Genomic DNA, 13,221 nt, shown 5'->3' with positions numbered 1-13,221 from the left:
AAATTGGTATCAATAAAACTTGGCACACTATTGAGTTCTCAAACAACAAACACACCCAGCCACACACCCAAACAAACACACGTTCATTCGCAATGATCAGCACCGAGGCAACTTTTCAAGCTTACCCGACTGAATTCCAACAAGTCAAATCCGTGATTACGACGAAATTCAAATTTACATTTGAACACAATCCATTAGGCCTATTTTCGAGGCCAGGGGAATTGGTCTTGTCCGGATCCGAACTGTTCGTTCAGCGGAGTACTAACTCTAGCACCTCCCCGCCGTGATTACCAAACGGCAGGGAGGTGGCGCCCAAGGGGCTTGAGGCTAGCGCTCGACGGGTGCCAAATACAGCGCTCCGAGGGGCGGAACCCGGAGCCTCAACGAGGTTTCCTGCCCGTCCCACGGGAGCTCTTCAGCCAGCAAGGTGCCCGTGTTGGCAACGTCGGATCCGCCGAACTTGGCCAGATCGGTATTGAGTACTTCCTGCCACTTGCCGACATCCGGCACCCCAATCCGGTAGCCCTCGTAAGCCATGCCGGCAAAGTTGAACACGCACACGAGCGGGTTGCCGCTCTTGTCCCAACGTACAAAGGAGACCACGTTGTGCTCGGTGTCCCCGCCGTTGAGCCAAGTGAAGCCTTCCGGGACATTGTCCTGCTCATACAGTGCAGGAATGCCGGTGTAGTTTTCGTTGAGCTCCTTGACCAAGGTTTGAATGGCACTGTGCCCAGGGTTTTCAGCCAGCCACCAGTCCAGGCCATACTGCTCGCTCCACTCGGATTCCTGGCCAAACTCCGTTCCCATGAAGATCAGCTGCTTGCCCGGATGCGCCCATTGGAAGGCTAGGTAGACGCGCAGGTTGGCCAACTGCTGCCACCTGTCGCCTGGCATTTTGCGTAGTAGCGATCCCTTGCCGTGCACCACTTCATCGTGGCTGATGGGCAAAAGGAAGTTCTCCGTGAACGCGTAGACAAGCGAGAAGGTGATCTGGTTGTGGTGCCAACCACGGTTGACCGGGTCCTCTTCCATGTAGGTGAGCGAGTCGTGCATCCACCCCATGTTCCATTTGATGCCGAAGCCCAGCCCGCCGCCGCTGGTGGGAGCCGTGACTCCGGGGAATGCTGTGGATTCCTCGGCGATGGTGACGATGCCGGGGTTGCGGCGGTAGGCGGTGGCGTTCATTTCCTGCAGGAAGTTGATGGCCTCCAGGTTTTCCCTGCCGCCATAGCGGTTGGGGCTCCAGGCCCCGTCATCCCGCGAGTAGTCAAGGTAGAGCATGGAGGCGACGGCGTCCACGCGGAGCCCGTCGATGTGGAACTCCTCCATCCAATAAAGAGCGTTGGCCACCAGGAAGTTCTTGACCTCATTGCGGCCAAAGTCGAAGATCAGCGTTCCCCAGTCGGGGTGTTCGCCCAAGCGCGGATCCGCGTGTTCGTATTGCGCTTGGCCGTTGAACTTGGCCAGTGCCCATTCATCCTTCGGGAAGTGGGCCGGAACCCAGTCCATGATGACGCCGATGCCGGCCTGGTGCAGCGAGTCAACCAGAAGGCGGAACTCGTCGGGGTGTCCGAAGCGGGACGTCGGTGCGTAGTAGGACGTGACTTGGTAGCCCCATGAGCCGCCAAAGGGGTGTTCGGAAACTGGCATGAGTTCCACGTGGGTGAAGCCAAGGTTATGGACATACTCAACGAGTTCCGTGGCGAGCTGCTTGTAGCTGAGCCCCGGACGCCAAGATCCCAGGTGGACTTCGTAGGCGCTCATGGGTGAATTGTGCGGATCGGTTTGTGCGCGCAGGTTCATCCAGTCGTCGTCCTGGAACACATAGCTCGATTCGACAACCCGCGAGGCAGTCAGTGGCGGAACTTCGGTGCCATAGGCCATGGGGTCCGCTTTTTCCAGCCATTCGCCGTGTTCGCTGAGGATTTCAAACTTGTAGCGGTCCCCCGCTGCTGCGTCGGGGATGAACAGTTCCCAGATCCCACTGGTGCCCAGGCTTCTCATGGCGTGGCCGCGGCCGTCCCAGTCGTTGAATTCGCCGATGACGCGCACAGCTTGCACGGCCGGCACCCAGACGGCAAAGCTGACGCCCGAAACTTCTCCCATCGCCGAATGGTAGCGCTGCACGTGGGCACCCAAAACGGTCCACAGCGATTCGTGCCTGCCCTCGGCAATGAGGTGCATGTCCAACTCCCCCACCGTGGGCATGTAGCGGTAGGGGTCGTCGCAGCGGTGGACACCGTCGGCGTAGTTGACGTCCAAGCGGTAGTCCGGGACGTGTCCCGGATCCTCCACCTGCAACACGGCCGTCCAGATGCCTCCGTGTTCGTGCGTCATGGGGAATTCTCCATGATCCGTCACCAGTTGCACGGACTTGGCCAAATGCCGCAGTGCCCGGACCGTGACATGGCCGTCCCCGTGCAGATGTGCGCCAAGCACCGAATGCGGGGCATAGTAGGTGCCCGCGGAAATTCGCGCCAAGACTCCCGCATCGATTGCCAGAGGGGCTTGCATATCCAGTCCCATGTCCACTCCACTTTCCCTTGAATCAAACAAATCCTGCACGGCCTTTATCGGCACCCACGCCCAATCGGGCCGATTTTGCAATTCATAAACAACCTCATACAGGGCCTTATCCAGCCACAATGCCACGAATAGTGGACTGTTGCGCGCAACGCTCTCCCCTGACACGCTTTCATAGCCGTTCATGAAGGCATCTGCGCTGGTTCGGGCCCACGCGGCGCCGTGGATGGAGGGCGAAGAAGTGTTGGCCGCAGCTTGGGCGCCGGCATAGTCAAACGAGCGCAGCATCCCGGCAATGTCGCGCAGGGCCACATCCGCCCTCCCACGCTCAGCCAACGGACGCAAGGGTTCACCTTCGAAGTCGAGGATGTACCACTGCTCGGTCCCCTGTCCGCTGCGCAGCAACTGGCCCAAGTGCAGATCCCCGTGGATGCGCTGGGTCGGCGGGAGGAAATCTATTTGGTGCAGTTGCACCATAAAAGACTTCAGCTGCTCATCGTACGGCCCCACGGCCGGGCCCGCCAGCCTCCATGCCCACTCCAGCCGGGCAGCAATCGCGTCAACGAAGACGGCCGTCTCTGCTTCCGTGCTTTCGTGCGTGCCCAGACTGCTGCGCAGGCTGGCGTGAACGTGCCCCAGTGCCACTCCCATGGCATGGGAACTGGAGGCGAAATCGGCTTGGGCGCTGGCCGCAGCGAGGGCCACCACCCATCCTTCGCGCGCATCCGCAATGAAGTCATGAATCACAAAAAGGGTTGTATTTCCTTCACCGAAGCCCACCGCGGCCTGCAGCGCCGGGACGTGCGGTTCACCGGCACCACCGTCCAAACCGGCCAAGGCACTTCCAATTTCCACCTCCGGATGGGCCCCGGCCTGGAGCACCCTGAAGAATTTGGCAATGAGGTGCCTGTCGCCAAGATCAAAAATGACGGAACTGTTGGACTGCTCGGCACCGACCAGCCGAACGCCCGACGCCGGCACACCGCCCAACGGGCCCAAGCCGGAATTCCGCCACACCCACAAGTGCCCGACCGCACCGGATGCCCGGTCGACTTCAACTTCTTGCTTGGCGAGCTCCAACAACCAAGCCTGCATGAACGCCGGATCACCCAAACCGTCGTACACGCGTCCGCTTGGCCAGGCGCCACCGCCGGCAAGTGTCCCGCCGGCAAGTTCGCCAACAAGCGAACCGTCCGGCGGGGTGTCGCCACCGGCATCATTTTTTGATACAGCTGTGTCATCCTGGTGAAAGCTCAACGGGACTTGCAGCGTGAGCCGGGTCCCGGCGTCGTGCTTGCCTGCACGGGGGGACTCCACACTCACCAGGAGCACCAACAGTGTGCGTGAGGGGTCCGGGGACGGGAGCTCAAAACTCGCATCAATGCCGAACTGCGCGCCAACGCCGGCTTCGCCCTTGCGCGGATACCAGCGCTGCTGCGGGAGCCAATCGGCCAGCAGGTCAAGGAGTGTCCCGGCCATCAGTATCCGTGCTCCGTTCCAGCAATGATGGGAATCGCCGTGGTGTGGGTGGAGAGCACGTTGGATTCCTGCGAGCGGACCCGCAGCCAGTAGAAGTCGTAGGACCCCAGGGTCAGGGTCACCTGTCCGTCGTCGTCAATGCCGGGAAAGATGCCCCTGCCGAAAACGTCCCGCAGGCCGCGGCCGGCCAGGGTGGGCACGTCCAGGAGCACGGAAGCGGGGTGTTGGGAGAGGTTGTAGATGCACAGGATGGTTTCCGGCCACTCCCCCGCCGCATTTTCCGCCGGCAGGACGCGAAGAAACGCCAGCACGGCCTCGTTGCTGCTGGTCACGGGCTCATAGTGGCCCAGACCAAAAGCCGGGTGCGCCTTGCGCACCTGCAAGATTTGTTTGGTCCAGTGGAGCAGCGAACTGGTGTGGGCCGACTGCGCCTCAACGTTGACGTGGCTGTAGTTGTAGACCAGCGACTGCACGACGGGCAGAAAGAGTTTGCCCGGATCGGCGTTGGAAAACCCGGCGTTGCGGTCGGGGTTCCATTGCATGGGGGTGCGCGAGGCGTCCCTGTCATTGAGCCAAATGTTGTCTCCCATGCCGATCTCATCGCCGTAGTACAGGAAAGGACTGCCGGGCAGGCCCAGCAGGAGGGCGTTGATGAGCTCGATTTCCGACCGTGAGTTGTCCAGCAAGGGTGCCAGCCGGCGTCGAATTCCGATGTTGGCCCGCATGCGCGAGTCCGGGGCGTACCAGCCCATCATGGCCTCGCGCTCACTGGGCGTGACCATTTCCAGCGTGAGCTCGTCGTGGTTGCGCAGGAACGTACCCCACTGGGACCCGCGGGGAATTTCGGGAGTGTTGGCCATGGTCTCGACGATCGGCGCCGCTTTTTGATCACGCAGCGCGTAGTAGAGCCGGGGCATGATGGGGAAATGGAAGGCCATATGGCATTCGGGTTTTTCCGCTGTGCCAAAGTAGTCCACCACTTCGTGCGGCATCTGGTTGGCTTCGGCGATGATGATCCGGCCAGGGAATTCCTCGTCGACCATGGCACGCAGTTCCTGCAGGAACTCGTGCGTGGCCGGCAGATTCTCGCAGTTGGTGCCGTCCTCCGCATAGAGGTAGGGAATGGCGTCGGCGCGAAACCCGTCGATGCCCTGCTGGAGCCAGAAACGCACGATGTCAAAGATGGCTTCGCGCACCAGCGGATTCTTGAAGTTCAAATCCGGTTGGTGGCTGAAGAACCTGTGCCAAAAGAACTGCCGGCGAACCGGGTCGAAGGTCCAGTTGGATTCCTCGGTGTCCACAAAGATGACCCGGGCGTCCTCGTACAGTTCGGTGGTGTCGCTCCACATGTAGAAGTCGCCCATGGGCCCTTCCGGGTCCTCCCTGGACGCCTTAAACCACGCATGCTGGTCCGAAGTGTGGTTCAACGGCAAGTCAATGATGATCCGCATGCCGCGCTCGTGAGCCTGCGCGACCAGGGACTTGAAATCGGAAATGGTGCCGTAGGCGTCGATGACCGTCTTGAAATCACGGACATCGTAGCCGCCGTCGCGCAAGGGCGAATCAAGGAACGGCGGCAGCCAGAGGCAATCAACGCCCAACCATTGCAGGTAGTCAAGACGGGAAATGAGCCCGGAAAAGTCCCCGGCCCCGTCGCCGTTGGCATCGGCAAAACTCTGCACCAGGACTTCATAGAAGACAGCCTTGCGGTACCAGTGCGGATCGTGGGCCAGCCCCGGGGCGTTGAGGTTGAAATTGGGTGCGCTGTTGCTGTGCGGGAAGGCCATCGTTATCTCCTGACGTGCAGAATGTGGGCCGGTTCCATGTGGGCATCCAGCCTGAAGTAGTTCCGTTTGCTCCAATTCCAGCTGGCCCCGGTGATGAGTTCGTCCACGATGAACGTCCCGTCCGGGGAGAGCCCGTCAAGGTCAAGCGCGTCAAGGTCAAGGGTCACTTCGCCTTCGCGCATGCTGTGCGGGTCAACGTTGATGACAACGATGATGGTGTCCTTGCGGGCCGGTTCGCTGCCGGTGGCCGCAATGTGTTTGTGCTTGCTGAAGACCAGCGTCGCCTCGTCGGAGCTTTCATGCAGGCTCAGGTTTTGCAGGTCAAGCAGCGACGGGTGGGCACGGCGAATCTTGTTCAGCAGCGTGACGAACGGCGCCAGCGACTTGCCTTGGGCAACGGCACCGGCAAAGTCCCGGTTCTTGAATTCGTATTTTTCATTGTCAATGTTCTCTTCGGAGCCGGGCCGTGCCACGTGTTCGTAGAGTTCATAGCCGGCATACATGCCCCAGAGCGGGCTGCCCATGGCGGCCAGGATGGCGCGAATCTTGAATGCCGCCGGTCCGCCATATTGCAGGTACTCGGTGAGAATGTCAGGGGTGTTGACGAAGAAGTTGGGCCGGAAATAGCCCGCTGATTCGGCGCTGACGTGCACAAGGTACTCTTCGAGTTCTTCCTTGGTGTTGCGCCAGGTGAAGTAGCTGTACGACTGCTGGAACCCGGCCCGGCCCAACGCCGCCATCATGGCCGGGCGGGTAAACGCCTCGGCGAGGAAGACAATGTCGGGGCGTTCGGCGTTGATGGTGCCAATGAGCCATTCCCAGAACCAGACGGGCTTGGTGTGCGGGTTGTCCACCCGAAAAATCCGCACCCCGTGATCGATCCACAGCCTCACAATGCGCAGGATTTCCGCCGACAACCCGGCAGGGTCGTTGTCAAAGTTCAGCGGGTAGATGTCCTGGTACTTTTTCGGCGGGTTCTCCGCATAGGCGATGGTGCCGTCAACCCGGGTGGTGAACCACTCCGGATTCGTCGTGGCCCAAGGGTGGTCCGGGGCGCACTGCAGCGCCAGATCCAGCGCAACTTCCAACTGCATCTCGTTGGCTGCGGCGACGAAGGCGTCAAAGTCGGCGAAATTGCCCAGTTCCGGGTGGATGGCGTCGTGTCCGCCGTCGGCCGATCCGATGGCCCAGGGGGAACCGGGGTCGGCCGGCCCCGCCGTCAGGGAATTGTTGGGGCCCTTGCGGTTGACGGTGCCGATGGGGTGGATCGGCGGCAGGTACACCACGTCGAAACCCATGGCGGCGACGGCCGGCAGCCTGTCGACGGCGGTGCGAAAGTTTCCGCTGCTCCACTGCCTCGTCTGCGCATCGTGGCGTGCACCTTCCGAGCGCGGGAAAAATTCGTACCAGGCGCCGCGTCCTGCGGCGTCGCGCTCCACGTTCAGCGGGAACGATTCGCTGCGGGTCACAAGATCCCGCAACGGATAACGCACGACGGCGGCACGCACCTCCGCGCTGGTCCCTGCGGCCAGGCGGTCGTTGACGTTGAGCGAGGCGTTGGCCAGGGTTTTTGCGGCGTGCTTGAAGACCTTGGCGGCCACGTCGTCGGAAGTGTCCTTGGCGGCGCCGTGCAACAGCTCGGCCCCCTCGGCCAACATGACCTCGACGTCCACCTCGGCGTTGATCTTCACCTGGGCATTGTGCGCCCAGGTGGCGTAGCGGTCGCTCCAGCCCTCAATGGCAAAACTCCACGCGCCCTCATAGGCCGGGGTGAGCGCCCCCTCCCACGAGTCGCTGCCCTTGGGTCCGGCAGCCAGCCGGGTGCGCTGGGTTTCGCTTCCGTCGGGAGCAAACAAAACCGCCGTGACTCCCAGGACGTCGTGGCCTTCACGAAAGACCACGGCGCTGACACGCACATCGGCGCCGCGAACGCCCTTGGCCGGGAACTTTCCGCCTTCCAGCACCGGCTGGACGTTCGTGATGGGAATCCGGCCAAAACGCAGCCCATCCTGCGGGTCCGCCGGTACGGCGCGATGGTGCTGTGAAGCACCGTTTTCTGCGGCTGGCGTGGCGCTGACGGCTGGTACTTGGCGCGAAGGCTGGGAAGTAGTCACAAACACGACGTTAGTCACTCCACGCGCATAATGCTAAGGTCCGGCGCCAAATGGCGGGATTGGGACGTCACGTGCAGGACACATAAGCGGTGGTTCCGGCCAAGTTACGTCGTCACGGGCCAAAAAGACACATGTTCCCAGTGTTTTCAAGCTTGATGAACTATGGTTTCCGGCATGAAGGCAACTCGCAGATTTACCGTTCGCTCCCTGATCCCCGCCCAGATCTCCGCGCTGACGCAACTGGCCACCAACCTCCGCTGGTCTTGGCACCTGCCCACTCGCGCCTTGTTTGAATCGCTCAACCCGGACCTGTGGGAAGAGTCCCGCCACGACCCCCTGGCCATGCTCTCGGCCCTGTCCCGTGCACAATTGCAGGACTTGGCCCAGGACCACGACGTTGTGGACGGTGTGGAAAAAGCCGCGCAAAGCCTTGAACGCTACCTCAGCAAACCGCGCTGGTACCAGGGGCTCGGAGAGGGCGCCCCGGAGTGCATTGCCTACTTCTCCCCTGAATTTGGCATCACCGAAGTCCTTCCGCAGTACTCGGGCGGGCTCGGTATTTTGGCCGGCGACCACCTCAAGTCCGCCTCCGACCTCGGGGTGCCGCTGATCGGCGTCGGACTTTTGTACCAGGCCGGCTACTTCAAGCAGTCACTGTCCAGGGACGCCTGGCAGCAGGAAACCTACCCTCTGCTTGACCCGGACGCCCTCCCCCTGACGCTGCTGCGCGAAGACGACGGCACCCCCATCCAGATTCAGCTCCCGCTGCCGGAGAACCGCGTGCTGCGCGCAAATATTTGGCGTGCCGACGTGGGGCGTGTTCCGCTGCTGCTGCTCGATTCCAACGTTGCCGAAAACGACGACGCCGCCCGCGGTGTGACGGACAGGCTCTACGGCGGCGGCGGCGACCACCGGCTAACGCAGGAGCTGCTGCTGGGTATGGGCGGGGTCAAGGCGCTGCGGGTGCATGCCCGCCTCACCGGCACGCCGGCCCCGGAAGTGTTCCACACCAATGAAGGCCACGCCGGCTTCCTGGGCATTGAACGCATCCGCGAGCTCATGGACCCGGCCGTGACCGAGGCGCCGCTGACGTGGAACGAGGCGCTGGCGGCCGGCCGCGCCTCCACCGTTTTTACCACCCACACGCCCGTCCCTGCCGGGATCGACCGCTTCCCGCGCGGCATGATCGAGCACTTCTTCGCCGGAGAGCTGGCACCGGGGGTCCCAGTGGAGCAGATTCTTGCCCTGGGCGCGGAGACGTACGACGACGGCGACCCCGACGTCTTCAACATGGCCGTCATGGGCCTGCGCCTGGCCCAGCGCGCCAACGGTGTGGCCAAGCTGCACGGCGTGGTCTCCCGCGGCATGTTCTCCGGTTTGTGGCCGGGCTTTGACGTGCAGGATGTGCCGATCACCTCGGTCACCAACGGCGTGCATGTGCCCACCTGGGTGGACCCTGCATGGGTGGCCTTGGTCCGGGAACGCTTCAACACCGATGTCCTTGACGCCAGCGACTGGTCCAAGGTGTGGGAAATCAGCGACGAGGACATCTGGGCCCTGCGCCGGAGCGTTCGTGCCGCGCTGGTCAAGGATGCCCGGCGTCGGCTGCGCTCCTCGTGGCGGAAGCGCGGGGCCGCCGACGCGCAACTGGCGTGGACCGATTCGGCCCTTGACCCCGATGTGCTCACGATTGGTTTTGCCCGACGCGTACCCACCTACAAGCGCCTGACCCTGATGCTCCGCGACCCTGCCCGGCTGAAGGCGCTGTTGCTGCACCCCACGCACCCCATCCAGATCATCATCGCGGGCAAGTCCCACCCGGCCGACGACTCCGGCAAGAAAATGATCCAGGACCTGGTGCAGTTCACCGACGACCCCGAAGTGCGCCACCGGATCGTCTTCCTGCCCAACTACGACATCGCCATGGCGCGCACGCTCTTCCCCGGCTGCGACGTGTGGTTGAACAACCCGCTGCGGCCGCTGGAAGCATGCGGCACCTCCGGAATGAAGGCGGCCATCAACGGCTCGTTGAACCTCTCCGTCATGGACGGCTGGTGGGATGAAATGTACGACGGCGAGAACGGCTGGGCGATCCCCACGGCAAATACCGGCACCAGTGAGGAGGAGCGCGACGACATTGAATCCGCCGCCCTGTACGAGCTGTTGGAAACGCAGGTGGCGCCGAGGTTCTATGGGGAAACAGTAGATGCTGCCGCCGGTGCCGCCGGAGCAGCCGGTCCGTCGAAGCCGCAAGAGGGAGATCTGCCCGCCCACTGGATTTCCATGATCAAGCACACCGTGGCGCACTTGGGCCCGCAAGTCTCAGCCAACCGCATGGTCGCCGAGTACGTGCAGCGCCTGTACCAGCCGGCGGCAGAAGCCGGGCGCCTGGCACGGGCGGACGGGTATGCGGCCACGAAGGAGTTTGCAGGCTGGGTTGAGCGTGTTCGCAGTGCTTGGCCCGGGGTGGGCATTGAGCATGTGGAATCCCACGGCCTCGCCGACGAGCCCCAAATTGGTGAGACATTGCAGGTGCGGGCCCGCGTGAATTTGGGCCGGCTGCGTCCGGAGGATGTCAGCATCACAGTGGTGTATGGAACGGTGGGGGAATCCGACGAACTCTCCGACACGGCCACCCTGCCGTTGGACACTGTGGTGGAAAACGGCCCCGGACGCTACCAGTTCTCGACCAATTTGGTCATTGACCGCTCCGGCAGCTTCGGGTATGGCGTCCAAGTGCTGCCGCGGCACAAGGCGTTGGCAAATCAGGCCGAGCTGGGCTTGACCACCACCGTATGACCGCCGCCGTATGACCGCCACTGCCGCTCGTTAAACATTGGCGAGGTTGGAGATTGCGGGGACCTGTTCGTTCAAAACAGGCCCACAATCTCCAACCTCGCCGTTTTTTAGCGGCCAGCGCCGGCCCATTTAGCGGCTAGCGCGGGCCCAAGACGTTGCTGTACAGATGGACGGTGTTGGCCTTGACCAGCACGGATTCGCCCGCCTGAGTCTCCGGGCCTGAACGGGGCAGCCTGAAGGTGGGCTCGCCGTCGTCCGTCTTGGACGGTTCCTCCGTTGTCATCCGCAGCAGATAAGGGCGTGGAACGGGAATCTCCGCGATGCTTTCGGACTCGGTGTCTGCCGCTGCATCCCCGGCCGCAACCAGGTCGTCATCCGTAGCCGCAGCCCGGGCCGCATCCGTGGCTTCATCAGCGGAGTCGTGCGCGGCTTCCCCTGCGCCAACGTCGGCGGACTCGGCCGAGACCGGCTCCGCATCCGAGTCCTCGTCCGTGTCCGCGTCGGTGGGCCCGGCTGTGAGGTCAACCGTTTCCTCGACCGTGGGTGCGGCGGTGAAGCGCGGGTTGGCCGGCAGGACCACCTCTTCATCGGTGATCCCCGTGTTGAATACGACAAGGCCGTCCATGGTGCCATCGGGGGACCCCAAGAGCATGGTGAGCACGCGTTGGTGCGGATTCTTCCAGCCCTCGCCCGACATGGGCTGCCCGTCGGAACCGAACCAGTGGATGAACGACTGGCCCCCGCGGGTGGGATAGCTGCTGGGCTGGGCGGACAGGAAGTCCTTGCGAATGCGCAGGAGCCGCTGGGTGGCGGCCAGCATGGTTTTGGACTCTTCGTCCATGCTCCAGTCAAGCCAGGCGATCTCATTGTCCTGGCAGTACACATTGTTGTTGCCGCCCTGGCTGCGCCCCAGCTCGTCGCCGGCCGTGATCATGGGCACGCCTTGGGCAAGGAGCATGGTGGCCATGAGGTTGCGAGCTGTGCGGGCGCGCTGGCGCTGGGTGTTCGGGTTGTCGGTGATGCCCTCAACGCCGTGGTTCCAGCTGCGGTTGTTGCCCGTGCCGTCGCGGTTGTCTTCCTGGTTGTCGATGTTGCTTTTGTGGTTGTAGGCGGTCAAGTCGGCCATGGTGAAGCCGTCGTGGGCCGTGACCATGTTGATCGAGGCCAGCAGGCTGCGCCCCGATTCGGCAAAGATCGACGCCGAGCCACCCAACGCGTCGCCAAAGGTTGCCAAGCCGTTGTGGTGGTAGCCGGCCAACATGGCGGCCCTGTCCGTCAGCCACACTTCGCGCACGGTGTCGCGGAACGTGTCATTCCAGTCCGCCCAGCCGGTGGGGAAGTTGCCCGTCTGCCAGCCGCCGTAGCCAACATCCCACGGCTCCGAGATGAGCTTTGCCGAAGACAGCACGCCGTCGGTGGCCGCAGCGAGCAGGAACGGGTGCTGGTTGGTGAACTCGTGCAGGCCGTCGCGTGCCAGTGAAACGGCCAAGTCAAACCGGAAGCCGTCAATGTGGAATTCCTCCACCCAGTAACGCAGCGAATCCATCGCCATCTTGATGACGTGTGGATTGCCAAAGTTCAGCGTGTTTCCGCAGCCCGTCGTGTCATAGTAGTGGCCGTCGCGCATGCGGTAGTACTGCTCTTCGGCCAGGCCGCGCCAGCTGAACGTGGGCCCGCCGGAGCCGCCTTCAGCCGTGTGGTTGTAAACCACGTCAAGGATCACTTCGATCCCTTCCGTGTGCAGCAGCTTGATCATGCCCTTGAGCTCGGCTTGCACCGCTGCCGGACCGGCAGCCTGCGCGGCGGCACTGGCGTACTTCACATGCGGGGCGAAGAAGCCCAGTGTGTTGTAGCCCCAATAGTTGCTCATTCCGGCGTCCTGCAGGTGGGGCTCGGAAATGTGGAAGTGGATGGGCAAAAGCTCGACTGCGGTCACACCCACCTTTTGCAGGTGCTTGATCATGGCAGGGTGGGCCATGCCCGCATAGGTCCCGCGAATTTCTTCGGGCACGTCCGGGTGCAGCTCTGTCTGCCCGCGCACGTGGGCTTCATAGATTACTGTTTCGCGCCACGGAGTCTTGGGGCGTTCCACGGTGCCCCAATCAAATTCAGCAGCCATCCGCACCGACAGGTACTTGCTCTTGCCGTCGGCGTCGACCTGTTCGTCGATGTAGCGGCCGTAAGGGTCAAGCAGCAGCTGATGCGCTTCGGGGTCCACCAGGAGCAGTTCCTCCTGGGAGGCTGAAATGTCCGTATGGAAACCGTAGCGGCTCCCAAACGGCATGCCTTCGACCAGGCCATGGTGGATACCGTCGGTCTTGTCCGGCAGCAGCACAGCCTTCCATGCCCCCTCCGGCGGCTGGAAGCACAGCACCACATCGCGGTGGTCCGGTGCATACACAGCAACGTTGGCCGCAGCCGCGCCGTGTTTCCGGGGAATGGGGCTGACACCCAACGGAAAATGGCGCGACAGCGCCGCTCCCAGGGTGTTGCTTGACTCTATGACGGTAATGGGCATG

Annotated in this window: 5 protein-coding genes; 1 reads left to right on the top strand and 4 read right to left on the bottom strand. The window is 62.7% G+C overall.

The genetic code is table 11. From position 1 onward, the window contains the following. Nucleotides 1-327: 327 nt before the first annotated feature. Genes glgB through QMG25_RS17860 form a run of 3 tightly spaced genes read right to left on the bottom strand, consistent with a single transcriptional unit; the run spans nt 328 to nt 7,792 of the window. Complete coding sequence (glgB, locus tag QMG25_RS17870) at nt 328-4,002, bottom strand: 1,4-alpha-glucan branching protein GlgB (RefSeq protein ID WP_283462413.1); 3,675 nt, start codon at nt 4,000-4,002, stop codon at nt 328-330. Beyond that, nucleotides 4,002-5,789, bottom strand: a complete 1,788-nt coding sequence (gene treS, locus QMG25_RS17865; RefSeq protein ID WP_283462412.1) for a maltose alpha-D-glucosyltransferase — start codon at nt 5,787-5,789, stop codon at nt 4,002-4,004. The genes glgB and treS overlap by 1 nt, the downstream gene beginning before the upstream one ends. 2 nt (nt 5,790-5,791) lie before the next feature. Then, nucleotides 5,792-7,792 (bottom strand): alpha-1,4-glucan--maltose-1-phosphate maltosyltransferase, encoded by a 2,001-nt coding sequence (locus QMG25_RS17860; protein ID WP_283462417.1) that lies wholly within the window; start codon nt 7,790-7,792, stop codon nt 5,792-5,794. Nucleotides 7,793-8,077: 285 nt separating this feature from the next. Between QMG25_RS17860 and glgP the strand changes: the two genes are divergently transcribed. Beyond that, entirely contained in the window at nt 8,078-10,702 is a 2,625-nt protein-coding gene (gene glgP, locus QMG25_RS17855) for an alpha-glucan family phosphorylase (RefSeq protein WP_283462411.1), read from the top strand. Nucleotides 10,703-10,838: 136 nt separating this feature from the next. Here the strand turns inward: glgP and glgX are convergent, their stop codons facing one another. Beyond that, nucleotides 10,839-13,220 carry a glycogen debranching protein GlgX gene (gene glgX / locus QMG25_RS17850; protein ID WP_283462410.1) on the bottom strand — a complete coding sequence of 794 codons (2,382 nt, stop codon included), beginning with the start codon at nt 13,218-13,220 and terminating at the stop codon, nt 10,839-10,841. Nucleotide 13,221: the final 1 nt, after the last annotated feature.

It is taken from the genome of Arthrobacter sp. H35-D1 (genome assembly GCF_030063185.1).
In the GTDB taxonomy this organism is placed as follows: Bacteria; Actinomycetota; Actinomycetes; order Actinomycetales; family Micrococcaceae; genus Specibacter.
The sequence above is the reverse complement of the archived record's forward strand: the minus strand, read 5'-3'. Positions and strand labels throughout refer to the sequence as shown.